25 protein-coding genes and 1 riboswitch are annotated in these 24792 nt (G+C 64.9%); of the genes, 17 read left to right on the plus strand and 8 right to left on the minus strand.

Translation table 11 applies throughout. From position 1 onward, the window contains the following. Nucleotides 1–2: 2 nt before the first annotated feature. Entirely contained in the window at nt 3–689 is a 687-nt protein-coding gene (locus ROH8110_RS02240) for a haloacid dehalogenase type II (protein WP_085816148.1), read from the minus strand. Between the two features lie 242 nt (nt 690–931). Between ROH8110_RS02240 and ROH8110_RS02245 the strand changes: the two genes are divergently transcribed. Together ROH8110_RS02245 and ROH8110_RS02250 are read left to right on the plus strand one after the other, a co-directional pair. Continuing rightward, nucleotides 932–1360 (plus strand): FKBP-type peptidyl-prolyl cis-trans isomerase, encoded by a 429-nt coding sequence (locus ROH8110_RS02245; RefSeq protein ID WP_085816149.1) that lies wholly within the window; start codon nt 932–934, stop codon nt 1358–1360. 176 nt (nt 1361–1536) lie between these two features. Beyond that, a complete protein-coding gene (locus ROH8110_RS02250) occupies nt 1537–2148 on the plus strand; it encodes a hypothetical protein (protein ID WP_085816150.1) in 612 nt (203 codons plus the stop codon). 34 nt (nt 2149–2182) lie between these two features. Here the strand turns inward: ROH8110_RS02250 and ROH8110_RS02255 are convergent, their stop codons facing one another. Together ROH8110_RS02255 and irrA are read right to left on the minus strand one after the other, a co-directional pair. Next, the gene (locus tag ROH8110_RS02255) at nt 2183–3172 is read right to left on the minus strand and encodes an NADPH:quinone reductase (protein ID WP_085816151.1); all 990 of its coding nucleotides are present in this window, start codon (nt 3170–3172) and stop codon (nt 2183–2185) included. 54 nt (nt 3173–3226) lie between these two features. After that, nucleotides 3227–3643 carry an iron response transcriptional regulator IrrA gene (gene irrA / locus ROH8110_RS02260; protein WP_085816152.1) on the minus strand — a complete coding sequence of 139 codons (417 nt, stop codon included), beginning with the start codon at nt 3641–3643 and terminating at the stop codon, nt 3227–3229. Nucleotides 3644–3819: 176 nt separating this feature from the next. Between irrA and fabA the strand changes: the two genes are divergently transcribed. From fabA to ROH8110_RS02275, 3 genes are read left to right on the plus strand one after another with little or no spacing between them, the layout of a single operon-like run. Then, on the plus strand, nt 3820–4329 hold the full coding sequence (gene fabA, locus ROH8110_RS02265) for a bifunctional 3-hydroxydecanoyl-ACP dehydratase/trans-2-decenoyl-ACP isomerase (RefSeq protein WP_085816153.1): 510 nt from the start codon (nt 3820–3822) through the stop codon (nt 4327–4329). A 30-nt stretch (nt 4330–4359) separates the two neighbouring features. Then, nucleotides 4360–5589 carry a beta-ketoacyl-ACP synthase I gene (gene fabB, locus ROH8110_RS02270; RefSeq protein ID WP_085816154.1) on the plus strand — a complete coding sequence of 410 codons (1230 nt, stop codon included), beginning with the start codon at nt 4360–4362 and terminating at the stop codon, nt 5587–5589. 6 nt (nt 5590–5595) lie between these two features. Then, nucleotides 5596–6387, plus strand: a complete 792-nt coding sequence (locus tag ROH8110_RS02275; protein ID WP_085816155.1) for an enoyl-ACP reductase FabI — start codon at nt 5596–5598, stop codon at nt 6385–6387. Between the two features lie 117 nt (nt 6388–6504). Here ROH8110_RS02275 and ROH8110_RS02280 read toward each other — a convergent pair whose 3' ends face one another. Further along, entirely contained in the window at nt 6505–7041 is a 537-nt protein-coding gene (locus tag ROH8110_RS02280) for a GNAT family N-acetyltransferase (protein ID WP_085816156.1), read from the minus strand. A 123-nt stretch (nt 7042–7164) separates the two neighbouring features. Between ROH8110_RS02280 and ROH8110_RS02285 the strand changes: the two genes are divergently transcribed. Further along, nucleotides 7165–7569, plus strand: coding sequence for a hypothetical protein (locus ROH8110_RS02285; RefSeq protein ID WP_139837377.1), 405 nt, complete (start codon nt 7165–7167; stop codon nt 7567–7569). Nucleotides 7570–7599: 30 nt separating this feature from the next. On the opposite strand, the gene ROH8110_RS02290 is transcribed toward ROH8110_RS02285, so the two are convergent. The 3 genes from ROH8110_RS02290 to ROH8110_RS02300 all read right to left on the minus strand — a co-directional run bounded on the left by ROH8110_RS02290 (nt 7600) and on the right by ROH8110_RS02300 (nt 9794). Beyond that, nucleotides 7600–8043, minus strand: a complete 444-nt coding sequence (locus ROH8110_RS02290; RefSeq protein ID WP_085816158.1) for a YqfO family protein — start codon at nt 8041–8043, stop codon at nt 7600–7602. Between the two features lie 68 nt (nt 8044–8111). Beyond that, the gene (locus ROH8110_RS02295) at nt 8112–8822 is read right to left on the minus strand and encodes an ArsR/SmtB family transcription factor (protein WP_085816159.1); all 711 of its coding nucleotides are present in this window, start codon (nt 8820–8822) and stop codon (nt 8112–8114) included. A gap of 102 nt (nt 8823–8924) precedes the next feature. Then, nucleotides 8925–9794: a glycosyltransferase family protein gene (locus tag ROH8110_RS02300; protein ID WP_085816948.1), complete on the minus strand. Its 870-nt coding sequence runs from the start codon at nt 9792–9794 to the stop codon at nt 8925–8927. A gap of 106 nt (nt 9795–9900) precedes the next feature. Here ROH8110_RS02300 and miaB point away from each other — a divergent pair, with 106 nt between their 5' ends. The 9 genes from miaB (at nt 9901) to trmB (ending at nt 18642) form a co-directional block, all read left to right on the plus strand. Further along, on the plus strand, nt 9901–11241 hold the full coding sequence (gene miaB / locus ROH8110_RS02305; protein WP_085816160.1) for a tRNA (N6-isopentenyl adenosine(37)-C2)-methylthiotransferase MiaB: 1341 nt from the start codon (nt 9901–9903) through the stop codon (nt 11239–11241). 209 nt (nt 11242–11450) lie between these two features. Further along, nucleotides 11451–12023 carry an OmpA family protein gene (locus tag ROH8110_RS02310; protein ID WP_370738106.1) on the plus strand — a complete coding sequence of 191 codons (573 nt, stop codon included), beginning with the start codon at nt 11451–11453 and terminating at the stop codon, nt 12021–12023. Nucleotides 12024–12036: 13 nt separating this feature from the next. Continuing rightward, nucleotides 12037–12336 (plus strand): hypothetical protein, encoded by a 300-nt coding sequence (locus ROH8110_RS02315; protein WP_085816161.1) that lies wholly within the window; start codon nt 12037–12039, stop codon nt 12334–12336. A gap of 148 nt (nt 12337–12484) precedes the next feature. Next, nucleotides 12485–13498, plus strand: coding sequence for a PhoH family protein (locus ROH8110_RS02320; RefSeq protein ID WP_085816162.1), 1014 nt, complete (start codon nt 12485–12487; stop codon nt 13496–13498). Nucleotides 13499–13583: 85 nt separating this feature from the next. Beyond that, a complete protein-coding gene (gene ybeY, locus ROH8110_RS02325) occupies nt 13584–14084 on the plus strand; it encodes an rRNA maturation RNase YbeY (protein ID WP_085816163.1) in 501 nt (166 codons plus the stop codon). Between the two features lie 48 nt (nt 14085–14132). Next, nucleotides 14133–15023 (plus strand): transporter associated domain-containing protein, encoded by an 891-nt coding sequence (locus ROH8110_RS02330; RefSeq protein ID WP_085816164.1) that lies wholly within the window; start codon nt 14133–14135, stop codon nt 15021–15023. Beyond that, nucleotides 15016–16560, plus strand: a complete 1545-nt coding sequence (gene lnt / locus ROH8110_RS02335) for an apolipoprotein N-acyltransferase (protein ID WP_085816165.1) — start codon at nt 15016–15018, stop codon at nt 16558–16560. The genes ROH8110_RS02330 and lnt overlap by 8 nt, the downstream gene beginning before the upstream one ends. A gap of 39 nt (nt 16561–16599) precedes the next feature. After that, nucleotides 16600–16647, plus strand: a riboswitch (SAM-SAH riboswitch). Between the two features lie 8 nt (nt 16648–16655). Further along, a complete protein-coding gene (gene metK, locus ROH8110_RS02340; protein ID WP_085816166.1) occupies nt 16656–17822 on the plus strand; it encodes a methionine adenosyltransferase in 1167 nt (388 codons plus the stop codon). 106 nt (nt 17823–17928) lie between these two features. Then, nucleotides 17929–18642: a tRNA (guanine(46)-N(7))-methyltransferase TrmB gene (trmB, locus tag ROH8110_RS02345; protein WP_085816167.1), complete on the plus strand. Its 714-nt coding sequence runs from the start codon at nt 17929–17931 to the stop codon at nt 18640–18642. Nucleotides 18643–18669: 27 nt separating this feature from the next. Here trmB and argE read toward each other — a convergent pair whose 3' ends face one another. Then, nucleotides 18670–19833 carry an acetylornithine deacetylase gene (gene argE, locus ROH8110_RS02350; RefSeq protein ID WP_245962767.1) on the minus strand — a complete coding sequence of 388 codons (1164 nt, stop codon included), beginning with the start codon at nt 19831–19833 and terminating at the stop codon, nt 18670–18672. Nucleotides 19834–20149: 316 nt separating this feature from the next. Here argE and ROH8110_RS02355 point away from each other — a divergent pair, with 316 nt between their 5' ends. Both ROH8110_RS02355 and ROH8110_RS02360 read left to right on the plus strand, forming a co-directional pair. After that, nucleotides 20150–23404 carry a hypothetical protein gene (locus ROH8110_RS02355; RefSeq protein ID WP_085816169.1) on the plus strand — a complete coding sequence of 1085 codons (3255 nt, stop codon included), beginning with the start codon at nt 20150–20152 and terminating at the stop codon, nt 23402–23404. 116 nt (nt 23405–23520) lie between these two features. Further along, nucleotides 23521–24789: a TolC family protein gene (locus tag ROH8110_RS02360; RefSeq protein ID WP_085816950.1), complete on the plus strand. Its 1269-nt coding sequence runs from the start codon at nt 23521–23523 to the stop codon at nt 24787–24789. Nucleotides 24790–24792 lie beyond the last annotated feature (3 nt).

The following is a 24792-nucleotide window of genomic DNA, read 5'->3' on the forward strand; positions in this document are numbered from 1 at the left end:
GTTCAGCCCTCGGTCAGGGCGGGAATGGCGCTCAGGTCCTCAAGCACGTGATGCGGCCGCCCCGGCAGCCGGTCCATCGGCGCGCCGGTGCGGTTCACCCAGGCCGCGATGAACCCATAGGCCGCCGCCGCGCAGGCATCCCAGCCATTGGAGGACACGAACAGCACCTCCGAGATGTCGCAGCAGAACCGCTCGCTCACCATGTCGTAGACCTGCGGCGCGGGCTTGAACACGCCGACGCTTTCGACCGACAGCACATCATCTAGATGCGCGCCGATCCCCGCCGATGCCACCGCATCCGACAGCATTCCCGGCGCGCCGTTCGACAGGATCGCCGTCGCCATGCCCTGCGCCTTGACTGCCTCGAGCATAGGGGGAACCTCGGGATAGGGATCAAGCTCGCGGTAGAGCATCAGCAGCCGCTCGCGCAGCTCGTCGTCGCCGTCAAGCCCTTCGGCTTCCAGCGCCCAGTCAAGCCCGTCCTGGGTGACGTTCCAGAAATCGGTATGCGCGCCCATCGCGGCGCGCAGCCATGTGTATTGCAATTGCTTGCGGCGCCAGTTCTCAGAAAGACTGGGCCAGTGCTTGGCGAATTCTTCGCGCCCCGGCTCCTCTGCGACGGTCCGCGCGGCGGCGGAAACGTCGAACAGTGTGCCATAGGCGTCGAATATGCATGTTGTGATCGGCATGGGTCCTCCGGGTGGTCTGAACACGACACTGGCACGGATCGCCCGGCACCGAAAGCCCCGCCCGCGCGCTGCAGCGCCCATCGGCAGGCCGCCGCGTCCCCGCTGCGCCCCGGTCGACAGGCGTTCAGCGCAGTCGGTTTGCAATCCCTCGAGTGAATCACTAAATTGTTCTTCGACACGCACAAGCACCCGCGCGGGACGCGGCCTTGCAAATTCACTCCACGACAGATTGGAAAAGACGCATGACGCAAGTCAAAGAGGGCGATACCGTCCGCATTCACTATACCGGCACGCTGACAGACGGCGCGACCTTCGACAGCAGCGAAGGGCGTGACCCGCTGGAATTCCAGGTCGGTTCCGGCCAGATCATCCCCGGCCTCGACCAGGCGCTGCCCGGCATGGCTGTGGGCGACAAGAAAACCGTCGAAGTGCCCGCCGACCAGGCCTATGGCCAGCCCGACCCGAGCGCCCAGCAGGCGGTGCCGCGCGCCGACATCCCCGAGGATATCCCGCTTGATCTGGGCACCCAACTGCAGGTGCAGACACCGCAGGGGCAGGTGATGCCCGTGACCGTGGTCGAAGTGACCGACGAGCAGGTGACGCTTGACGCCAACCATCCGCTGGCGGGCAAGGATCTGACCTTCGCCATCGAACTGGTTGATATTTCCTGACCGGCGCGCGGTCGCTCCGGCGATCGCAGAGCTGTATTATCCGGGCGCGCGCAGGGGTACTTGCGCGCGCCCTTGCTTTGCGAAGGGGCAGGGCAGGCGCGCGCCCCCCGTGCAAGTCGCTGGCGCATTGGCATCGGCCCGCGCTAGGCTGGCGTCGCAATTGACGGAGCCCGCCGATGACCTCGCCCACCGAAAAGCTGCTCGCCCGGATTCGTGACCTCCAGGGCGAACTGGACGCCGAATTCCACCGCCGCCGTGCCGAATTCAGCTATCAGCTGGAAAATGGCCGCGTGGTGTTCGAGACCGAGATCCGCCGCCGCCACCGCGCGCTGCGTGTGGGCCTCGGCACGTTCCTGCGCCAGACCCGGCCGATGGTGGTTCTTACCGCCCCGGTGATCTATTCGCTGATCCTGCCCTTCGCGCTGCTCGATCTCTTCGCGACGCTCTATCAGGCGGTCTGCTTTCCGGTCTATCGCATCGAGAAGGTCCGGCGCGCCGATTTCATCCGCATCGACCGCCACCACCTGGCCTATCTCAATGCGCTTCAGAAATTGAACTGCGTCTATTGCGGCTATTGCAACGGGCTGATCGGCTACGTGCAGGAGATCGCCGGGCGCACCGAAGCCTATTGGTGCCCGATCAAACACGCCGCCCGGACCGGCGCGATGCATGCCTATTATGCCCAGTTCGTGGATTACGGCGATGCCGAAGGCTTCGGCCCCGGCCTCAGCGCCGCGCGCACCCGCATCACCCGCCCCGGCCTCTCCGGCATCGACCCCGACACCTGAGCGGGGGGGGGGCTTGGGACGTGCCGCCAGCCCTTCAGCCGATATCCAGCAGCACCGCGCCGGCGCGTCCGGGCGTCATCACCGCATCCTGCGCGGCGGCGCAATCGGCCAGCGGGTAGCGTGCTGCGATGGCGGGCTTCAGCGCGCCGTCGCTCAGCGCCGCGTGCAGTTTTGCGATGGCTGCCTCGCGCGCGGCGTCGGGCAGGATGTAGATCAGCGTGATGTCGATCTTGAGCGCCTTGAAAAGGAAGGGGCCGAAGGGCAGGGTGGGCGTCATGTCCTTGCCCGAGCCATAGGCCGCGATGGTGCCCAGCGGCGCCATGACCTCCGCCAGCAGCGCGGCGTTCTGCCCGAACTCGACCTCGATGGCGCGGTCCACCCCGCGCCCGCCGCTTGCCTCCATGATCTGTTCGCCGAGCGCCGGGTCCCGGTAATCGAAAACGTGATCGGCGCCCGCGTCGCGCACCCGTCCGGCTGCATCGGGCGATGCGGTGGCGATCACCCGCGCGCCGCCCCAGCGCGCCAGTTGCACGGCGTTGTGCCCGACCGCGCCCGCACCCCCGGAAATCAGCAGGGTCTGTCCGTCGACCGGCCCGCCCCCGAACACGGTCTGGCAGGCGGTCAGCCCCGGAATGCCCAGCGTCGCGCCGGTCTCCAGGTCGATCCCCTCGGGCAGCGGTACGGCCTGATCCTGCGGCAGGGCGATGGCCTCGGCGGCGGTGCCGAAGGCGCGTTTCCACTGGCCGTTCCATATCCAGACCCGCTGGCCGATGCGGTGCGCATCGACGCCTTCGCCGACGGCCTCGATCACGCCCGCGCCATCGGAATGGGGAATGATTCGGTCATGGTCGGGGCGGGTGACACCGGGGCGGCTTCCGGCGCGGGCCTTCGCGTCCGAGGGGTTCACCCCTGACCAGCGCAGCCGCACCAGCACCTCGCCCGCGCCGGGCGCGGGGGTGTCGATATCGCCGATTTCAAGAACATCGGCCGCCGGGCCGAACCGCGCATAGCTTGCCGCTCGCATCGCTGTTCTCCATGAATGGTTCGCCGGGGCAGGCCGCCCCGCGCGGGCGCTGCTTCAGGTCCGGCGCAGGCGGATCACCACGTCCACGCTCGAGATCTCGGCACCCTCGGGCGCCTTTGGCAGGCGCGCGATCTCCAGCTCCTCGGAGGGGGCGTCGGACAGGCGCTGCTCGTCTTCCCAATAGAAATGGGGGTGGTCATGGGTATTGGTGTCGAAATAGCTCTTCGATCCGTCCACCGTAACTTCCTGGATCAGCCCCGCATCCGAAAAGGCGCGCAGCGTGTTGTAGACGGTCGCCAGCGACACACTGTCGCCGCGCTTGCGGGCTTCCTCGAACAGGCTTTCGGCGGTGACATGGCGATGTTGCCCGTCGCCCACCAGCATCGTCGCCAGCGCGACGCGCTGCCGCGTGGGCCGCATGCCCGCCTGGGCCAGCCACTCGGTTCCACGGGTCGTTGCTTGCAGGTCCATTTTCGCCTCTGTTGCGTGGGTCACTGGGCAATATAGGGCCGCGACCCCCATGATTTCAAACAAAATCCGCAGCCGCCCGGCGGGGCCGCGCCATGCCGACAGGCTTGCAAGGCCCTTTCGGGCGGTGATACAGGGTTTCCCAACCGATACGCAAAGTCACGAAAGGGCCCGTCTGCATGGCCGACTACCCGAGCAGCTTCGACAAGGATGACCTGCTGAAATGCGCACGGGGCGAACTGTTCGGCCCCGGCAATGCGCAGCTTCCCGAACCCCCGATGCTGATGATGGACCGCATCACCGATATCAGCGGCGATGGCGGCCCGCATGGCAAGGGCCATGTCGTGGCCGAGTTCGACATCCATCCTGACCTGTGGTTCTTCGAATGCCACTTCCCCGGCAACCCGATCATGCCCGGCTGCCTCGGCCTTGACGGGCTCTGGCAGTTGACCGGCTTCAACCTCGGCTGGCGCGGCTGGCAGGGGCGCGGCTATGCGCTGGGCGTGGGCGAGGTCAAGCTGACCGGCATGGTCCGCCCCGACCGCAAGATGCTGACCTATTACGTGGATTTCACGAAAGCGGTGCAGACAAGACGCCTGACCATGGGTGTCGCCGACGGGCGTGTCGAAGCCGACGGAGAGGTGATATATCAGGTGAAGGACATGAAAGTCGCGCTCAGCGAAAGCTGAATCCACCGCAAATCTAAGGAGAAGCCCAACATGCGTCGCGTCGTCGTCACGGGTCTCGGAATCGTCTCGTCCATCGGCAACAATGCCCAGGAAGTGCTTGCCGCGTTGAAATCCGGCACCTCCGGCATCGTCGCCAGCGAGGAAATGAAAGAGCATGGCTTTCGCTCGCAGGTCGCGGGCACGCTGAAACTGGATGTCAGCGAACACGTTGACAAGCGCACGCTGCGCTTCATGGGGCCGGGCGCGGCCTATGCCCATATCGCGATGGGCCAGGCGATCGCGGATGCCGGGCTCGAGGAAAGCGACATCGTCAACCCGCGCACCGGCCTCGTGGCCGGGTCGGGCGGGCCGTCCACCTCTGCCATGCTGGCCGCGCATCAGACTGTGCTGGAAAAGGGCAGCCCCAAGCGGATCGGCCCCTTCGCCGTGCCCAAATGCATGAGCTCGACCATCTCGGCCAATCTCAGCACCGCCTACAAGATCAAGGGTATCAACTATTCCATCACCTCGGCCTGCTCGACCTCGCTGCATTGCATCGGCAATGCCGCCGAGCAGATCATGATGGGCAAGCAGGACGTGATGTTCGCGGGCGGCGGCGAGGAGCTCGACTGGACGCTATCATGCCTCTTCGACGCGATGGGCGCGATGAGCAGCAAGTTCAACGATTCGCCCGCGCGTGCCTCACGCGCCTTTGACGCCGACCGTGACGGCTTCGTGATCTCGGGCGGCGGCGGCATCGTCGTGCTCGAGGATCTCGATCACGCACTGGCGCGCGGCGCGCGCATCTATGCCGAGGTCACCGGCTATGCCGCCACCTCGGACGGTCATGACATGGTCGCGCCCTCCGGCGAGGGCGGCGAACGCGCCATGCGCCTCGCCCTCCAGACCCTGCCCGAAGACCGCAAGGTTGGCTATATCAATGCCCATGGCACCTCGACGCCCGTCGGCGATGTCGGCGAGGTCGAGGCCGTGCGCCGCATCTTCGGCGAGGGCAACACGCCGCCGATCAGCTCGACCAAGTCGATGACCGGCCACAGCCAGGGCGCCACCGGCGCACAGGAGGCGATCTATTGCCTGCTCGCGCTGGAAAACGACTTCATCATTCCCTCCATCAATGTCGAAACGCTCGATCCCGCCATCCATGACGGCGAAATCGCCACCGCGCGCGTTGACGATGCCGGGCTCGATACGGTGATGACCAACAGCTTCGGCTTTGGCGGCACCAATGGATCAATGCTTCTCAGCAAATACCGTGGGTAAATCGACATGAGCAATTCGATGCAAGGCAAGCGCGGCCTCATCATGGGGGTGGCCAATGACCGCTCCATCGCCTGGGGAATCGCCCGTGCGATGCACGAGGCGGGGGCGCAGCTGGCCTTCTCCTACCAGGGCGACAACTTTGGCAAACGCGTGCAGCCGCTGGCCGAGAGCCTTGGGTCGGACATCCTGCTGGATGTGGACGTGACCGATGACGACTCGCTCGATGCGGCCTTCGCGCAGCTGGCCGAGACTTGGCCCACGATAGATTTCCTGGTCCACGCCATCGCCTATTCGGACAAGTCCGAACTGACCGGCCGTTTCATCAACACCAGCCGCAAGAACTTCAAGCACTCGATGGAGATTTCCGCCTACTCCTTCATCGACGTGGCGCGCCGCGCCTATCCGATGATGAAGGAAAACGGCGGCACGCTGCTGACCATGACCTATCAGGGCTCCAACAAGGTCGTGCCGAATTACAACGTCATGGGTGTGGCCAAGGCCGCGCTTGAATCGGCGACCCGCTACCTTGCCAACGATCTCGGCCCCGATGGTATCCGCGTCAATGCCATCTCCCCCGGCCCGATGAAGACGCTGGCGGGCGCGGCCATCGGCGGCGCGCGGCGCACCTACAAGCATACCGACCTCAACGCCCCGATGCGCGCCAATGCAACGCTCGAGGCGATCGGCGGCACGGCGGTCTACCTCGCCTCGGATGCGGGCGCCTGCACCAGTGGCGAAATCATCCATGTCGATGGCGGCTATCACGTGCTGGGCATGCCCCAGGCCGAGAACCTCTGAACACCGGCCCTTGGCTAAGGCGTATCACCGTTCCCCTCGCGGGGGTGGTGCGCCCCTGCCGGTCTGGCGTGCCGACCTTCCGGTGATCGTCACCCGACTCTGCCGTGCGGAATATGGCTATGGCCGTGCGCGTTCCATGAACAAGGCTTCCTGGTTTCCATACCGCCCCAGCACCTCGTTGGAGAAGCCGACCTTTCTCGCAACATTCATGGACGCTGAATGGGCCGGGTCGAACATCGCAGAGAAATGCGTGCAACACAGATTGGCATCGGCCCATTCCATCATCGCGGCCACCGCCTCGGTCGCGTAGCCCTTTCCATGCGCGCTCGCCTTGAAGACCCAACCGGCTTCCGGCTTTCCATCCAGCGATGGCTCCGTATCCCGATGGTAATCGGCAAGACCGACTTCCCCCAGGAAACCGCCATCGCGTTTGAGCGTGACAACCCAATACCCGTAGCCCAGATGGTGCCAATGACCCGCATAGCGCAGCAGGCGTGACCACGATTGCTCGGGGGTCGCGGGCTGTCCCGATATATGTGCAACAACCTTCGTGTCGGCCCACATCGACGCGCTGTCGGGAAAGTCGCCCACCCGGTGTCCGCGAAGAACCAGGCGCTCGGTTTCGATTGTCGGCACCAGGGATGCGTGGTCCATCTCATAGACCCCTTGGAACGAAAGTCAGGTTGAAAATCTGCGGTCGGGCACCGCGCATCATGTCTGACGCGCGCAGGAAATCAAGCGCATGCTCCTCTGGTCACCCGACCTCCTCGGATCGCCGTGCGAAAACGCCCTTTCCTCGGGACGCGCAAACCCAACGCCCGCTTCGCGCCGGGTTTCCGCCACGGAAATGACACGCCGCGCTGCCATCCCGTAGGGATGCAACGCTACGCGCCACATCCGTCCGAGTCCCGCGAGGAACGCCGCCTCAGGCGCAGCGCCCGCGCCCGTTCGCTCGCGCGCTGGATGAAACTCGCGCTCTATGCGACCGTGATGGCCGCGATCTGGCAGGAACGGGCGCTTGCCCCGCCGGTGCATGACCGGATGCAGGCGCTGGCCACACTGGCCGGTGATTACATCGCCCGCTCCGATACCCTCGCGGCCTATCTGCCGCGCAGCGACCGGCTTTCGGCCTCGGCCGATACCGGCCTTGCCGGGGCTCTGACCAACAAACTTCGCCAATAGGGCAGGGCGCGTTTACGCGTCCTTCAGGCGTCACCTGTGTTCGTCAGGCACCCAATCCTGGGGCGCGCGGTTCCAGAACCGGTTGGGATTGCCCTCGTCCATGCCGCGCACATGCCGCGTCCGCAGGCAGGGCTGCACAAGGATCACCGGCTCCTCATAGGGATGCGCGTCATAGATCGCGCGAATGACCTCGCGCGCCGCCGCGCTGTCGCAGGGCAGGAAAAACGACAGTTCCACGCAATCCACCGTAACCGTGTTCGCCGTCGCCGGATTGCGCCCGCTGCCCAGTGATCTGAACCGCTGAACCCCCGGTGCGCCGGTATAGCTCACGCTGTCATAATCTCCGTAAACCAGCGCATTCTGCGCACAGACCGCGGCGATGATCTCCTCCGCATGGGCCTCGGGCACCTGCACAAAGACCCGCAGGCCCTCTTCGGTGGTGAATCTCTCTGAAACGATCTCTGGCAATGTCATCTCTGTCTCCGGTTGCTGACATGCTCAGCTTGGCACGCCCTGGCGCACCCCGGCGAAAAGACGCTTCGCTATCGGTCGAACTCTTGCTCGAGATCGTCGCGCGACAGCCCGAACCAGCGCCCGAAGGCATCGACGCCCGGCGCGGTGACGATCAGTGCGCGGCTGGCCCTGCGCCGCTCGAGCCAGCCCATCGCCAGCGCCTTCTGCATGATCGCGATCGCCAGCGGCCCGGATATATGATGCCGCCGCTCGCTCCAATCGAGGCACAGCCGCGCCACCGGCTGCGCGCCTCTTCGGGGTGCAACATCCAGCCCCAGTTCCCTGACGAACCCGCCGTATCGCGCGCCGGGGCGCAGCGCCTCGCTCTCGCCCTCGTGTTCCAGCACCTGCATCGCGCAAAGCCGCTCGGCGATCTGTACGCCCAGCCGCCCGGCCAGATGGTTGTAACAACTGCGCGCGCGCCGCGTGTCATCGCCCTTCGGCCCGGTCCGCGCCAGGTGATCCCTCGGCGACAGGGTCGCCAGCGCCTCCAGAACCTCGGCGACCTCGGCGCTGGCAATGCGGTAATAGACATGGCGCCCGCTGCGCAGCGATGTCGTCAGCCCCGCACCGCCCAACCGGCCGAGATGCGCGCTCGCGGTCTGCGCCGTGATCCCGGCGGCACTGGCCAGCTCCTTGTTCGTAAAGGCGCGCCCGTCCATCAATTCGCACAGGATACGCGCGCGGCTGGGATCGCCCAGCGCCGCGCCGATGATGTCCAGTCTGGGTTCGCTCGTCATGCCGCCAGCCTAGCGCCATTCGCCCCCACCGCCCAGCATCAACGCTTCGGTCACGGGCGAAACGTCTGGCAGGGGCTCGGGAGTCACCGGCAGGCTGTCACCTCAGAACCACTGCCCCGGTTCCATCAGCCCAAGGTCCAGCAACTGGCGCGAATGCCACTCGAAAGGGGTCGAGTTGTGCCACTTGAACGTGTCGATATCGAAGGTCGATCCGGGGTTTCGCTTCAGCGCCTTGGCGGTGCGGAACGACACGATCGCCGCCGTCAGGTTATGATGCCAGGGGCAGGCATAGGTATTGTATTCCTCGTCGGAAAACGTGTGGTTCTCGCGCAGGGTCAGCCCGTCGCGCGCCCTAAACAGCGCGATCCGGTCGATCTTGCGGCGCGGCGCGGGGATATGCTCCTCATAACGCCAGCGCAGCCCGCCATAGAAATCCAGCTGCCGTTCCTTGGGGTGGTTGTGATGGCCCGCGTCGTTGCGCGCCAGCGCGTAATACCCCGACCTGTCCAGATGCGCATCTTCCAGCGAAACCGCGCCGGGATGGCGCCCGAGATCCCCGGCATAGAGATCGACCACATAGGTCAGCATCGCATCGCGCCGCTCCTCGGCGTGAAAGCTCAGCATCTCGCCCACCGTGCGCGTCTCGCAGAACGGATAGAACAGGTATTCCGCATTGTAGCAGTAATACATCCAGATCCCCGGCGCCGCCGCGATCAGCCGGTTGATCGCCGCGATCCCGTCGCCCCGCAGGGTCACGTCATGGTCGATCCGCCGCAGCTTGGGCGCCACGTCCTCGGGCAGGGCAAAGGCCTCGGGCATGAGCACCAGCACCTCGCGGAACCCGCAATCCAGATGGTGGCGCATGGTCGATCCCAACTCGACCTCGTCCTCCACCAGCACCACGGCCACCGGCCCCTTGGCCAGCGCCTCGCCACCGTATTTCAGAAAATCGTCCAGGCTCGAATACCGCATCGCACTCATCCGTTTTGGCGCAGACTCCGCCAATTCTTCACGCATTGCAAGACACCCCGGATTCGATGTAACCCAACCCCCTGACACAAACGCAGGAGCCGCCCTCATGGCCGAGGCGAAGAAACTCTACATCAAGACCTATGGCTGTCAGATGAATGTCTATGACAGCGAGCGCATGGCCGAGGCCATGGGCGGCGCCGGCTATGTCGAAACCGACAGCCCCGATGATGCAGACATGATCCTGCTCAACACCTGTCATATCCGCGAGAAGGCCGCCGAAAAGGTCTATTCCGAACTTGGCCGCCTGCGCAGCCTCAAGGATGGCAATCCCGACCTCAAGATCGGCGTCGCCGGCTGTGTCGCCCAGGCCGAGGGCGAGGAGATCATGCGCCGCCAGCCGCTGGTGGATCTCGTGGTCGGCCCGCAATCCTATCACCGCCTGCCCCAGATGGAGGCCCGCACCCGCAGCGGTGAAAAGGCGCTCGATACCGATTTCCCGCTCGACGACAAGTTCGAGTCCCTGAAATCCCGCGGCCCCAAGGCGCGCCGCGGCCCCACAGCCTTCCTGACCGTGCAGGAGGGCTGCGACAAGTTCTGCGCCTTCTGCGTCGTCCCCTATACCCGCGGCGCCGAGGCCAGCCGCCCTGCCGCCCGCATCCTCGACGAGGCGCGCGAACTGGTGGATCGCGGGGTGCGTGAAATCACCCTGCTGGGGCAGAACGTCAACGCCTATCACGGCACCGGGCCGGACGGTGCCGACTGGTCGCTGGCGCGGCTCATCCACGCGCTCGATGGCATCGACGGGCTCGCGCGCATCCGCTTCACCACCTCGCATCCCAACGACATGAGCGACGACCTGATCGAGGCGCATGGCACCTGCGAGAAACTGATGCCCTACCTGCACCTGCCGGTGCAGTCGGGCTCCGACCGCATCCTCAAGCGGATGAACCGCAAGCACACCGCCGAAAGCTACCTGCGCCTGATCGAACGCATCCGCGCCGCGCGCCCCGACATCCTGATGTCGGGCGATTTCATCGTCGGCTTCCCCGAGGAAACCGAGGCCGATTTCCAGGCCACGCTCGACCTGATCGAAGAGGTGAAATACGGCTATGCCTTCTCGTTCAAGTATTCCACCCGCCCCGGCACCCCGGCGGCCGAGCGCGAACAGCTGGCCGAGGATGTGAAATCCGACCGTTTGCAGCGCCTGCAGGCGCGCATCACCCACCACCAGCGCGCCGCGCAGGATTCGATGGTCGGGCGCCGTGTCGGCGTTCTGTTCGAGAAACCCGGCCGCTTCGACGGGCAGATGGTCGGCAAGTCGGATTACCTCCACGCGGTCCATGTGGACGACTGCGCCCTTTCGCCCGGCGACCTCGCCGAGGTGGAGATCACCGCGAGCGGCCCCAATTCGCTGGCCGGGCGGCTGACCGGCACCGCCGCCCGCTGAGAGGCGAGCGCCCTCCGGCGGCGGCTTTGGCTGCCGCCTGACCCCAATTGTGGCGTTTTCAGGGCATTGTTGTCACAAGAGCAACAATAAGCCGATAAAATACCTTCACTTTACCGCCCCGGTTGGTAAAACTGGCAATAGCTGCCGCGGCGGGGCGAGTGTGGCCCTGATAACGCGCAGCGTCTGCACAAGTAGAAGGGGCACTTGCCGTGGCGAGACAGTATTACGAAAGCGTACGAGGTGTTCTGGGGGGCCTGGCCGCCATTGCCCTGGGACTTGCGGTAACCGCCGATGCCGGGATCGCGCAGCAGCGCACCGTCAAGGGCGAGCAATATATCCCTACCATCTGGATCGATCCCGATGGCTGTGAACACTGGGTGATGGATGACGGCGCCGAAGGCTACATGTCGCCCCATGTGACCCGCGATGGCCGCCCGGTCTGCCACGAGGTCAATCTCTGCGGCACCATCGAAACCGATCAGTATTTCGCGACCGACAGCGCCCGCATCGGTGCCTCTGGCCGCGCCCATCTGCAACAGTTCTTCCGCAGCGCCAACGCGGTCTCCTACTCGATCGTCGGCCATACCGACAGCCGCGCCTCGGATGAATACAACATGCGCCTCTCGCAGCGCCGCGCCGACGCGGTCGCCAGCGTGGCCCGCTCGATGGGCGCCCGCATCACCTCGGTGCGGGGTTACGGTGAGCGGATGCCCAAGGCATCCAACAATACTGCCGAAGGCATGGCGCAGAACCGCCGTGTCGAAATCATGTGCTGGCGCTGAAGGGGTTGTAACCATGAGAAACTTTAAAATCGCATTGATCCTTCCCGCCATCGGCCTTCTGGCGGCCTGTTCCTCTGTCGGCCCCGACAAGACCCGCGACAGGGGGAACGATTCCAAGCATCTCAGCCAGCTCCAGGCCGGCATCTGGGTCGATCCCAACGGTTGCGACCACTGGATCATCGACGACGGCGTCGAGGGCTACCTCTCGGCCCGGACGGACCGCTATGGCAAGCCGGTCTGCTCGGGCGTCGCACCGCCCACCGTGGCCACCGGCGACTTCAAGCGTGGCGGCGGTCTCGCGGACCTTCTCTGACATCGCGCCGCTTGGGTGAAAAAAATGGCCGCAGGCACCCGCCTGCGGCTTTTTTGTTTCGGAACGATGACATTTCCACCAACACGCTTGCACCTTCTCGCGCCACTTGGCACCATCCTTTCCAGACACTCGTTCGCAGGAGATTTGCTTGGTCACGACCGAACTGCCATCGCCTCCCGGCCCCGAAACGCTTCACGAAGCGTTGGTAGAGTTCCCTGACAATCGGTTGCTGATCGACCTGTGCGGCGAATATGACCGTAACCTAGCGGAAATCGAACAGAATCTCGGCGTCCAGATCCTGCGCCGCGGCAACCAGCTCGCCGTCGTCGGCGAGGAAAGCGTCGCGCGCGAGGCGATCGAGGTGCTCCAGGCGCTCTACCAGCGGCTCGAAACCGGCAAGAGCGTCGAATCGGGTGACGTGGACCGCGAATTGCGCATGGGCGCGGGCGCGGATCAGACCGGCACCCGCGACGGCGATCAGCTCGAAATGTTCCGCGGCGGCCGGGTCGAGATCAAGACCCGCAAGAAACTGGTCGAACCGCGCACCGACGCGCAGAAGGCCTATGTGAAGTCGCTCTTCGCCAGCGAACTCGGCTTCGGCATCGGCCCGGCGGGCACCGGCAAGACCTATCTCGCCGTGGCGGTGGGCGTGTCGATGTTCATCGAAGGCCATGTCGACCGCATCATCCTCAGCCGTCCCGCCGTCGAGGCGGGCGAGAAGCTCGGCTATCTGCCCGGCGACATGAAGGAAAAGGTCGATCCTTACATGCAGCCGCTTTACGACGCGCTCAACGATTTCCTGCCCGGCAAGCAGCTCGCCAAGCTGATCGAGGAAAAGCGTATCGAGATCGCGCCGCTCGCCTTCATGCGCGGGCGCACGCTGGCCAATGCCTTCGTCGTCCTCGACGAGGCCCAGAACGCCACCTCCATGCAGATGAAGATGTTCCTCACCCGCCTCGGCGAAGGCTCGCGCATGGTCATCACCGGGGACCGTTCCCAGATCGACCTGCCGCGCGGCGTCACCAGCGGGCTGCATGACGCCGAACGCCTGCTCGGCAACATTCCCGGCATCGCCTTCAACTACTTCACCGCCCGTGACGTGGTGCGCCACCCGCTCGTCGCCGCCATCATCGAGGCCTATGAAGCCGATACCCCCTCTTGACGCTCCCGCCCGCGCGGGCGATGGGTCTTCTTCTGTTCGCAAATATCCCGGGGGTCCGGGGGCAGCGCCCCCGGGGATCTGACTCATGCTGACCGATACCATTCTCGAGGATGACCGCTGGCAGGCGGTGGATCTCGCCGCGCTCGCCGAGACCGCGTCGCGCGCGGCTCTTGCCCATCTCGGGCTCGACCCGGACGCCTGGGAAATCGCGCTGCTTGGCTGCGACGACGCCCGCATCGCCGCGCTCAACGCCGATTTCCGCGACCGCCCGACGCCCACCAATGTCCTCTCCTGGCCCGCCCTCGATTTCGCGCCCCCGGCCCCCGGCGCGCGCCCCGATCTTCCCGTGCCGGGCACCGGTCCGGATGCCGACAACGCCCTTGGCGACATCGCCATCGCCTTCGACACCTGCCAGCGCGAAGCCGCCGCCAGCGGCAAATCCCTGCCGGACCATGTGACGCATCTGGTCGTTCACGGGGTGCTGCATTTGCTGGGCTATGACCACATCCGTGACCCGGATGCCACTTTGATGGAACGAACCGAAACCGCCATACTTGGCAAACTGGGGGTCGGTGACCCATATTGAACCACGAGAAAGGGGCGCGCCGCGCCCCGCCAACGGAAAAAAGAGACGATGGGCGACAGTACAGACGACTCCTCTAACGCGGCGCAAAGCGCGCAGCCCGAAGGGCAGGACGGTAACGAGGACAATGGCGGTTTCTTCCGCCGCATCATCGGGGCGCTCAGCTCCGGCGACGACAGCGAGGCCGAAGAGGAATCCGGCGCCGGTGCGCCGCTCGGCGGCATGCCGGGTCTGCGCAACCTGCGCGACATGGCGGTCGAGGACGTGGCCATCCCCAAGGCCGAGATCGTCTCGGTCCCCGCCAGCATCACCCGCGACGAGCTGGTGGAGATGTTCCGCGACAGCGGCATGACCCGCCTGCCGGTCTATGATGGCACGCTCGACACCCCCATCGGCATGGTCCACCTCAAGGATTTCGCCCTGCGCCACGGCTTCAACGGCAAGGGCGGGCGCTTCTCGCTCAAGCAGATGCTGCGCCCGCTTCTGTTCGTGCCCCCCTCGATGCCCATCGGCGTCCTCCTGCAGAAGATGCAGGCCGAACGCCGCCACATGGCGCTGGTGATCGATGAATACGGCGGGGTCGACGGGCTCGTGACAATCGAGGACCTGATCGAACAGGTCGTCGGCGAGATCGAGGACGAGCACGATATCGACGACGATCAGTATTTCACCCGCGAAAGTCCCGGCAGCTACCTCGCCGCGGCCAAGACCCCGCTTGAAGAGTTCGAATCCGAAATCGGCCTCTCGCTGACTGAAACCGAAGAGGTCGACGAGGAAGAGATCGACACGCTCGGCGGCCTTGTCTTCATGCTGCTCGGGCGCGTGCCGGTGCGCGGCGAGGTGGTGGAACATCCCTCCGGCGTCTCGATCGAGGTGATCGACGCCGACCCGCGCCGCATCAAGCGCCTGCGCGTCCGCCTGCCCGATCATACGGATGGCTGACAGCAGGGCCAGCCGCATCGCCGCCTGGATCGCGGGGCTGCGTCCGCGCAACCGCCTGGTCCTCTCGGGGCTTCTCGGGGCGCTGGCGGCGCTCGGGCAGGCGCCCTGGGGCCTCTGGCCGCTGACCATCGCTGGCCTTGCGCTGCTCTATGCGGTGCTGCGCCTCGCCACGACTGCAACCGGCTGGAAAGGCGCGTTCTGGATCGGCCTCGCCGCCGGAAGCGGCTATTTCGCGCTCTCGCTCAACTGGATCGTCGAACCCTTCCTCGTCGATATCGCCCGCCATGGCTGGATGGCGCCTTTCGCGCTGATAGGGCTTTCCGTCGGGCTCGCGCTCTTCTGGGGCGCCGCCTTCGCCCTGGTGCGGTGCGCGGGCGGGCGCGCCCCCGCCTTCGTCGCCGCCCTCGTGCTTGGCGAGGCCGCGCGCACCTATCTTCTGACCGGCTTTCCCTGGGCGCAGACCGGCCATGCCCTGATTGCGACGCCTTTCCTCCATTGGGCCTCGTTCGGCGGTTCGCTGCTTCTGAGCGCGCTCGTCGCCTCGGCCGCCGTTGCGCTCTGGCACATCCTGACCGGCCCGCGCCTCGCCGCTGCCTTCACGCTGGCGGCATTCGCCGCCCTGCATGGCGCCGGCATGATGCTCACACCCGCGCCCGCCACCGATACCAGCGCGCCCACCCTGCGCATCATTCAGCCCAACGCCCCCCAGCACGAAAAATGGGACCCCGAAAAGATCCCGGTCTTCTTCGACCGTCAGATCCGCTTCACCGCCGCGCCTCCCGAAACAACCGGCGCGCCGCCCCCCTCGCTGATCATCTGGCCCGAAACGGCGGTGCCGGTGCTGCTCAACCGCGCCGGTCCCACGCTCGACGTCATTGCCGACGCCGCCGATGGCGTGCCGGTGGTGCTGGGGATGCAGCGCATCGACGGGCAGCGCTTCTTCAACTCCCTGGTGGTGCTCGATGAAACCGGGCAGGTCGGCGCGCTTTATGACAAACACCACCTTGTCCCTTTCGGCGAGTACATCCCCTTTGGCGACACGCTCCAGCATTTCGGCATCTCGGCCTTCGCCGCCCAGGCGGGCAACGGCTATTCGCCGGGGCCGGGGGCGCGGCTGGTCGATCTTGGCGATCTGGGGCAGGCGCTGCCCCTGATCTGCTACGAAGGCGTCTTTCCCCAGGACGTGCGCGCAGCCCCCGCGCGCCCGGACATGCTTCTGCTCATCACCAATGATGCATGGTTCGGACAGGTGTCCGGGCCTTACCAGCACCTTGCACAGGCGCGCCTGCGCAGCGCCGAACAGGGGCTGCCGATGATCCGCGTCGCCAATACCGGCGTCTCGGCCCTGATCGACCCGGCGGGGCGCGTGGTGGACTCGATCCCGCTTGGGCAGGCGGGCTGGCGCGATGTCCGGTTGCCGCCACCGCTGGCGCCTACAATCTATGCGCGTATGGGCGATGCGCCCATTCTCGCATTGGCCGCTTTCGTTCTGGTGCTGTCTTTCCTGCAACACCGCCGCACCGCGCGACATAGATAGCGATTGACGCGCCCGCGGGCGGGGCGTAACCACGACATCAATCCGTCACAACGGCTTCCTGGCGTGACGGCTAAACCCAATGGAGCAACTCACACATGTCTCGCCAAAATTACATCTTCACCTCCGAATCCGTTTCGGAGGGCCACCCGGATAAGGTCTGCGACCGGATTTCGGACGCCATCCTCGACGCCTTCATCTCCGAGGAAGCCAACGCCCGCGTTGCCGCCGAAACCTTCGCCACCTCCGGCATGGTCGTGATCGGCGGCGAGGTCGGCCTCTCGGATCAGGAAATGCTGCGCAACTACATGGGCCGCATTCAGCAGATCGCCCGCGACTGCATCCGCGACATCGGCTACGAGCAGGAACAGTTCCACTGGAACACCTGCCATGTCCTGAACTTCCTGCATGAACAATCCGCCCATATCGCCCAAGGGGTCGATCGTGACGGGGCAGGGGACCAGGGCATCATGTTCGGCTACGCCACCAACGAAACCGACGCTCTCATGCCCGCCCCGATCCAGTTCAGCCACGCGATCCTGCGCCGTCTGGCCGAGGCCCGCAAATCCGGTGCCGAACCGACCCTGCGCCCGGATGCCAAGAGCCAGCTCTCGCTGCGCTACGAAGACGGCAAGCCGGTCGAGGTCATGCAGATCGTGCTCTCGACCCAGCACGAGCATGAGAGTCAGACCAGCGACGACATTCGCGCCATCGTCGAACCCTACATCCGCGAAGTCCTGCCCGCCGATTGGATCACCGACAAGACCGAGTGGTGGGTCAACCCGACCGGCACATTCGTCATCGGCGGCCCCGATGGCGACGCGGGCCTGACCGGGCGCAAGATCATCGTCGATACCTATGGCGGGTCCGCACCGCATGGCGGCGGGGCCTTCTCGGGCAAGGACCCGACCAAGGTCGACCGCTCGGCCGCCTATGCCGCGCGCTACCTCGCCAAGAACGTGGTCGCCGCCGGCATGGCCGAACGCTGCACCCTTCAGCTCAGCTATGCCATCGGCGTCGCCAAGCCGCTGTCGATCTATGTCGACACCCACGGCACCGGCGAAGTTCACGAGGAAGAGATCGAGAAGGCCATCCGCGCCTCGATGGACCTCACCCCGCGCGGCATCCGCGAGACGCTCGACCTCAACAAGCCGATCTACCAGCGCACCGCGGCCTATGGCCATTTCGGGCGCGAGCCCGAGGCCGATGGCGGCTTCAGCTGGGAGAAAACCGACCTCGTCGAGACGCTGAAAAAATCCGTCTGACCTTGTGGCACTTGCGGAATTTCGTTCATCCTGTACGAAATTCCGCCCACACCCTTGGGTTTATGTACAGAACCCATGTACAAATCGGACGTTTCGTACAGTTATCATGACCCAGGACAAGCACCCATCCGGCGCCCCGTGGCGCAATTTCTACGGCCGTTTCAAGGGCAAGGGCCTGCGCCCCTCGCAGCAGGCCTATCTTGACGAGGACCTCGCCAAACTCTCACCCGGCCCAGTCGATTGGGACGTGAACCCCGAGCGCCAAAATATTGATCTCGCTGCGCTTTTCGGGGATCGCGATGTCTGGCTCGAGGTCGGTTTCGGCGGCGGGGAGCACATGGTTCATCAGGCCGTCACCAATCCCGATGTCGGGATCATCGGCTGCGAGCCTTATATCAACGGCGTCGCCATGCTCCTCGGCAAGATCCGCGACTCCGGCGCACAAAATATAGCGGTTCACCCCGGTGATGTCCGCGATATGTTCGATGTTCTGCCCGCCGGCAGCATCTCGCGCGCTTTCCTTCTCTATCCCGATCCCTGGCCCAAGAAGCGCCATCACCGCCGCCGCTTCGTCACGCCCGAGCATCTTGAGCCTCTGTCCAAGGTGCTGAAAAAAGGCGCTATTTTTCGTGTGGCGACGGATATTCCCGACTATGTGCGCCAGACGCTCGAGCAGGTGCCGCGCCACGGCTTTGAATGGCTGGCCGAGCGCCCCGCCGATTGGCGTGAGCCGTGGAATGATTGGATTTCAACACGTTACGAGGAAAAGGCCCTGCGCGAAGGGCGCAGGCCCCATTACCTGACGTTCATCAAGACCTGATTGTAAGCGCCTGTTCTCTAACGGGTTTCATGCCGCCAGCTTGTCGCCCAACCGGCCCAGCATATCGACGCATTGCTGCAACTGGTCCAGCGAAACATACTCATCCGGCTTGTGCGCCTGATCGATCGACCCCGGCCCACACACCACCGCCGACATCCCGTATTGCTGGAAAATCCCTGCCTCGGTCCCGAACGGCACCAGCTCGCAACTGCGCAAACCCGTCAATTCCATAAGGATTTCCTTGGCTTCGTTGGCATCCGCCGGTTCCAGCCCCTCGACCTCGCCGATGACCTCGGTGGTGATATCCGCATCCGGGCAAACCGCCCGCATCGCCGGCAGCAGCACCTCTTCGCAATAATTGCGCAGATCGTCCTTCACGAATTGCGCATCCGACGCCTGCACCGGGCGCATCTCCCATTCCAGCTTGGCGATCGAGGCGATCACGTTATGCGCCACCCCGCCTGAAAGACTGCCGGTGTTGATCGTGGTCCAGGGCGGATCGAACCGGCTGCTCGCCGGGGCGCGGGCGCGCAGGCGGTCCTTCAGTTCCAGCAGGCGATTGACATAGCGCACCGCGTATTCCACCGCGTTAACGCCCCGGTCGGGGGATGAGCCATGCCCGGCAAGCCCATGAAAATGCGTGGTATATTCATAGCAGCCCTTGTGCCCCTCGATGATGCGCATCATCGTAGGTTCGCCGATGATCGCAACGCCGGGTCGGATGCCCTGTTCCTTCAGGCTCTCCACCAGCGCCTGCCCGCCAAGACAGCCGACCTCCTCGTCATAGGTAAAGGCGAAATGCACCGGCCGGTCGCGCACCTTCTCGCGGAAATAGGGCGCCATCGCCACGGCGGCGGCGATGAACCCCTTCATGTCGCAAGCCCCGCGCCCATAGAGCAGCCCCTGGTGCTCGGTCATCTCGAACGGATAGCTGGCCCAGTCCTGTTCATCCACAGGCACCACGTCCGAATGGCCCGACAGCACGATGCCGCCATCTGTATCCGGCCCTATCGTGGCGAAAAGATTGGCTTTATGCCCGATCTCGTCGTGAAAGATCTCGACCCGCGCCCCCTCGCTCTCCAGCCGGTGGGCAAGATAGGCGATCATGTCCAGATTGCTGACCTCGGAGACGGTCGGGAACGCGATCAGATCGCCAAGAAGCGCAACGGTATCGGAAAGTTGTGTCGTCACTACGTCCTCTTCGGGCTGCCGGAAAACCTTTGCGACTGTGTTGCCGTGCCTGCGTTGCGTCAACCCATAAACGCCCCGCCGACCCAGCCAGCGGCGGTGCCACCGGGCGCGCGGGGGCATCGCTGCACCCGTTGCATCAAAGACTCACTCGTGGCGAAAATGGCCGAAAACCCCACGATATCTGCCCGTTGAGGCTTCATTTGGTGGTCCGGGTGAAAAAATTACTAGAAGTTGAATCAACCTCGGGGTATGAAAACCGTATAACAAGGGTGCCGCCTTATGATGCGTCGCCCACGAGGTAGCAAGTGGTGGGAAAATGGGTATCGAGTATGTGGCTCGCTCCAATGCGGGCGGAGTGGTTCGCGGTGCGATTTCAGACGAAAGCGCAACGACTGGGATTTCAGGCGGTGGCGGTCAGGAAATCTCTCTCAATCTGAGACAATTCGAAATCGACAGGTATCAACGGGACGGGAGCGATCTGCAGATCACCCTCGCGGATGGCCGTGTCGTCGTGCTGGAGGGCTATTTCGACGCCGACGGCGCGCCGCAATCGCGCTTGTTCATCAGCGCCGACGGCTACCTGAACGAGGTCACGCTGATCGAGGGCGATGAGGGCGCGGTCTACGCTCAATACGGCCCGACCGAAATCTGGGGCAAATGGAGCCCGTCGGACGACCTGATCTTTCTCGACAGCGCAGAGATCATCGCGCCCGTTGCGCCGGGCGCGGCCGAGGGCGAGGAAACCGTCTCGATGCTCGGCGCTGGTCTTCTGGGCGGCACGGGCCTGTTCGGTGCTGCTGGCGCCGGTGCCGCGGGCCTCGTGGCCTCTTCGGCCCTGATGCAGGCCGTTGGCGGTGGCAGCGGCGGCACACCAGCAGCTGGCTTCGTGCCCGCGGTTTCGCCCGATGACGATGACGGCATCGCGCCCAGCGTCAACGAGAATGGCCAGGTCGCCATCGGCGGCGACGACAACCAGCAGGACTCCATCACCATCACCGGCACGGCCGAACCCGGCTCGAACGTGGTGGTCACAATCGGCGACGAGGAACTCGAGACCACCGCCGACGCCGACGGAAACTGGGAAGTGGTGTTCGAGGGCGATGATTTCCCCGAGGACGGCGATTATCCGGTCGAGGTCACCATCACCGAACCCGATGGCACCGAAACCGTGCTCGACGGCCCCCAGGTCGTCATCGACACGACGCCGCCGGTGATCGACGTGACCGGAGGCACCGTGGCCGCAGGTGATATCGTCAACCACCAGGAATATAACGAAGACGGCGTGGTGATCTCGGGAACCGGCGAGCCGGAAGCCTGGGTCAGTGTCACCATCGAGAACGTCACCCGCGAAACCGAAGTGCTGGCAGACGGCAGCTGGTCGGTCAGCTTCGCGCCGGGCCTGCTGCCTGATGGCGATTACGACGCCGACGTGACGATCGTGACGGGTGATGCCATGGGCAACACGACCACCATCACCGAGACCGTCTCGGTCGACACGATCCACCCGCAACTGGCGATCAACGCCGGCGCGCTTGGCGCGAACGGGGTGATCAACGGGGATTTCGTGGAACCCGGCGGGCTGGTCGTCACCGGCACGGCCGAACCCGGCGTGCGCGTTTATGTCGAAATGGCCGGGCAGCAGCGCGAAATGCTGGTTGGCGATGACGGCACCTGGCAGGTCACCTTCGACGCCGCCCAGTTCCCCGAAACCGAATTCGACGCCACCATCAGCGCCCATACGCAGGACCTTGCGGGCAATATCAGCACCGCATCCGAGGATGTCCGAATCGATCTCGAGGTCAATTCCTTCACCCAGAGCGGGCAGCCGGGTGGGCTTGACGGTTATATCAACGGCGACGAGATCGGCGGCGGCTTCACCCTTTCGGGCACGGTCGAGGCCGGTTCAACCGTGACGATGATGTTCCGCAACCAGTCCGTTCCGGTGCAGTTTCTTCCCGACGGAACCTGGACCGCAACCGTCGCCGGAAGCCAGCTTCCGCCCGGCACCTATAGCGAATTGCTGACCATCACGGCCAAGGATTCTGCGCAGAACGTCAAGACCCTGACGCGCATGATCAATGTCGATACCGAGGCCGGGACGCTGACGCTCGATGCTGCTTCCATCGGCGATCAGGGCGTCATCAACCACGATGTCTATCAGGACGGCGTCATGGTGCGGGGCACCGCCGATCCATATGCCTGGGTCGAGGTGGATCTTGACGGCGTGCAATACACGACGCGCGCCAACGGCAGCGGCAACTGGCAGCAGTTCTACTCCACACAGGATCTGACGCCGGGCGAGCATTTCCCGGTTGTCACGGCCACGATCACCGATCCCTACGAGAACAGCGCAACGGTCAGCAGCACGCTTCATGTCGATACGCGGGTCGACGACCTTTCGCTTGCGCCGCTGCAGCTTCCGACCACGACGGGCGGGCGCACTGTGATCAACCGCGACTCGGTCGACAACGGCTTTCAGATCAGTGGCACGGTTGAACCGCATTCCGTGGTCTGGGTCACAATCGACGATGTGACGCGCCAGTTCACGGCGGGCGATGACGGGCAATGGCACGTCACCTTCGAACCGGGCGCAATTCCCGGCGGGCAGCACGACGCGGATCTCCATATCGAAGTCATGGACCCGGTGGGCAATATCTCGACTCTCGAACAGACGATCTTCATCGACACCGTCGTGCAGGATGTCTCGCAGGGCGAGGTGACAGGATCCTTCAACGGGATCGCCAACCTTGCTGCCGCGCAAGGCGGACTTGAAATGAACGGAACCGCCGAGCCGGGTTCGCGGGTCGAACTGGTATTGTTCAACCGGCGCTATCTCACCACCAGCGACCAAGACGGCGACTGGGCGGTCACCATCCCGCAAGATGATCTGCCCGCCCAGGAGGGCACCGTCGGCGTGACCATCAACGTGACCGACACGGCCGGAAATTTCGAGAGCATCCCCGGTTCGCTCACCTTCGACTTCGTGGCACCCGACCAGCCGGATATCGTTGGGTATTTCCGTCAGGGCGGCGGGTATCGCTATGTCACCACCGACATGACGGCCGACGACATCACCGTTCACGAGGTCGCCTCGGACGGCTCGGTGAATGCGGTGCCGATCCATTCGGATGACAATCCGCTCTTTGGCGAGACCGACCACATCTTCCTCGACGATCAGGGGAACGCCGCTTCGATTCCCGATGGCTCGCACCTGGTCGTGACCAGCACCGATACCGCCGGGAACAGTTCCGCCACCTATCTCGTCCCCGACGAGGTGAACACCTCTTCGGTAAACCTCGACAACCCCGATCTCGCCGGTCTCGGTATCGAAACCATCGACCTGCAGTTCGCGGACCGCGCCGAGCTGACGGTCACCGAAGAGCAGATTCTCGCCCTTTCGGACACCTCCGACACGCTGTTGGTCGAGGGCGGCACGGATGACACGCTGATCGCGCTCGGCGCGCAACAGGTCAATGGCGGCGCTGCCGAACCCGTGGGCTACGACATCTATACGCTTGGCGACGATGCGACCATCATTGTCGATGAAAGGATCAACGTCATCGACACCTGATGCTCGGTCGGGACGGACGAATGACAATCGCTGCGCGCGGGGACCGGCCCGCGCGCAGCGGACAGAACAAAAAACAAGCCTGTCAAAAGGCGATCACGAGGCAGAAGGGCGGAGCGATGCAACGCGGGGTGTGGATTCTGGCGGCACTGGCATTGAGTGGCTGCATGTCACTCGATCGCGGCGCGGGCCAGGTGTCACGCTTCACGATCGGGCCTGCTGACAACCAGACGCAATCGACCATCATCGCCGATCTTCAGGCGCGGCGCAGCATCCTGCCGCCCGACAGCCCCTATGCGCGCATCAGCGCCCCCGTGCTCGCCGCCGCCAGCAGGCCCGCCGAGGCCGAGTTGCGTGGCGCGCGGCTCAGGGCCGAGGCTGCTTCCAAGAACTGGCTGCCCAAGGTCGGACCGAATATCAGCCTCAACAGCCTGAGCGAGATCGTTTCGCAGCTCGTGGTCGAACAAATGCTCTTTGACAATGGCCACCGCAAGGCCGAGCGCGCCTTTGCGCGCGCCGACGTGGAAATCGCGGCTGTAACGATGGTCGAGGACACCAACGACCGCATCCTGACCGCGCTTGGGCTGTATCTCGATGCGATGAAGGCGCGTGACCGCGCCGTCGTCGAATCCCGCACGTTGGCGGATATGGAGCAATTTGAATGGATCATGGCCGAACGTGTGCGCGGGGGGGTCTCGGACAGCTCCGACCTTCATGTCCTGCGCCAGAAGCTCGCCGAGATCCGCTCGACCCTTGCCGCTCAGCAAGAGGCCGAGGCCACCGCCTTTGCCGAACTCAACGCCATGTCCGACGGCCCACTTGACGACGTCTCCGGGCTGACGGACCTGCCGCTTGGTGATCCCGCCGCGCGATCGCTCGACGTCCTGCGCGCCGAGGCCGAGAAAGAGCGCGACATCGCCAGCGCACGGATGGAGCGCGCGGGCCTTCTGCCGGCGCTGACAGCGGGCGGCACCCTTGGCCAGAACGGCTCCGGCATCGGGCTCAACCTCTCTTCGGATCGCCTTCTGGGCCTTGGCACCGGGGACAGCCTCGACGCCACCGAAACCGCACGCGACGCCGCCGCGCGCCGCGTGGCGCAGGCAGAAGAGGATTCCGCCCGCCGCCTCAATCGGCTGCATGCCCAGCTTGCCGCACTCAGCCGCCAGGAACGCGAGGCGCAAGACCTCGCCGGGCGCGCCAAGGTCAATCTCGATCTGTTCCAGCGCCAGTACAAGGCCGGGCAGCGCCAGGTGATGGACGTGGTCGGCGTCTACGAAACCTTCGCCACCCGGCAGGCCGCGAGCATCGACCTGAAATACGAACGTGCGCGCACCCAACTTGAAATCGCGCGCCATCTGGGCCTCCTGGCCGAAGGGAGCCGGATATGAAGC

Source organism: Roseovarius halotolerans (genome assembly GCF_900172255.1).
Taxonomy (GTDB): Bacteria; Pseudomonadota; Alphaproteobacteria; order Rhodobacterales; family Rhodobacteraceae; genus Roseovarius; species Roseovarius halotolerans.

Coding starts and splice junctions, on each gene's coding strand:
- ROH8110_RS02280 (WP_085816156.1), bottom strand. CDS start 7,041: ATGGACCACGCATCCCTGGTGCCGACAATCGAAACCGAGCGCCTGGTT.
- ROH8110_RS02290 (WP_085816158.1), bottom strand. CDS start 8,043: ATGACATTGCCAGAGATCGTTTCAGAGAGATTCACCACCGAAGAGGGC.
- metK (WP_085816166.1), top strand. CDS start 16,656: ATGTCTCGCCAAAATTACATCTTCACCTCCGAATCCGTTTCGGAGGGC.
- ROH8110_RS02250 (WP_085816150.1), top strand. CDS start 1,537: ATGACCTCGCCCACCGAAAAGCTGCTCGCCCGGATTCGTGACCTCCAG.
- fabA (WP_085816153.1), top strand. CDS start 3,820: ATGGCCGACTACCCGAGCAGCTTCGACAAGGATGACCTGCTGAAATGC.
- fabB (WP_085816154.1), top strand. CDS start 4,360: ATGCGTCGCGTCGTCGTCACGGGTCTCGGAATCGTCTCGTCCATCGGC.
- ROH8110_RS02275 (WP_085816155.1), top strand. CDS start 5,596: ATGAGCAATTCGATGCAAGGCAAGCGCGGCCTCATCATGGGGGTGGCC.
- ROH8110_RS02245 (WP_085816149.1), top strand. CDS start 932: ATGACGCAAGTCAAAGAGGGCGATACCGTCCGCATTCACTATACCGGC.
- ROH8110_RS02240 (WP_085816148.1), bottom strand. CDS start 689: ATGCCGATCACAACATGCATATTCGACGCCTATGGCACACTGTTCGAC.
- irrA (WP_085816152.1), bottom strand. CDS start 3,643: ATGGACCTGCAAGCAACGACCCGTGGAACCGAGTGGCTGGCCCAGGCG.
- lnt (WP_085816165.1), top strand. CDS start 15,016: ATGGCTGACAGCAGGGCCAGCCGCATCGCCGCCTGGATCGCGGGGCTG.
- ROH8110_RS02255 (WP_085816151.1), bottom strand. CDS start 3,172: ATGCGAGCGGCAAGCTATGCGCGGTTCGGCCCGGCGGCCGATGTTCTT.
- ROH8110_RS02295 (WP_085816159.1), bottom strand. CDS start 8,822: ATGACGAGCGAACCCAGACTGGACATCATCGGCGCGGCGCTGGGCGAT.
- ROH8110_RS02360 (WP_085816950.1), top strand. CDS start 23,521: ATGCAACGCGGGGTGTGGATTCTGGCGGCACTGGCATTGAGTGGCTGC.
- ROH8110_RS02315 (WP_085816161.1), top strand. CDS start 12,037: ATGAGAAACTTTAAAATCGCATTGATCCTTCCCGCCATCGGCCTTCTG.
- ROH8110_RS02355 (WP_085816169.1), top strand. CDS start 20,150: ATGGGTATCGAGTATGTGGCTCGCTCCAATGCGGGCGGAGTGGTTCGC.
- miaB (WP_085816160.1), top strand. CDS start 9,901: ATGGCCGAGGCGAAGAAACTCTACATCAAGACCTATGGCTGTCAGATG.
- ROH8110_RS02330 (WP_085816164.1), top strand. CDS start 14,133: ATGGGCGACAGTACAGACGACTCCTCTAACGCGGCGCAAAGCGCGCAG.
- trmB (WP_085816167.1), top strand. CDS start 17,929: ATGACCCAGGACAAGCACCCATCCGGCGCCCCGTGGCGCAATTTCTAC.
- ROH8110_RS02300 (WP_085816948.1), bottom strand. CDS start 9,794: ATGCGGTATTCGAGCCTGGACGATTTTCTGAAATACGGTGGCGAGGCG.
- ybeY (WP_085816163.1), top strand. CDS start 13,584: ATGCTGACCGATACCATTCTCGAGGATGACCGCTGGCAGGCGGTGGAT.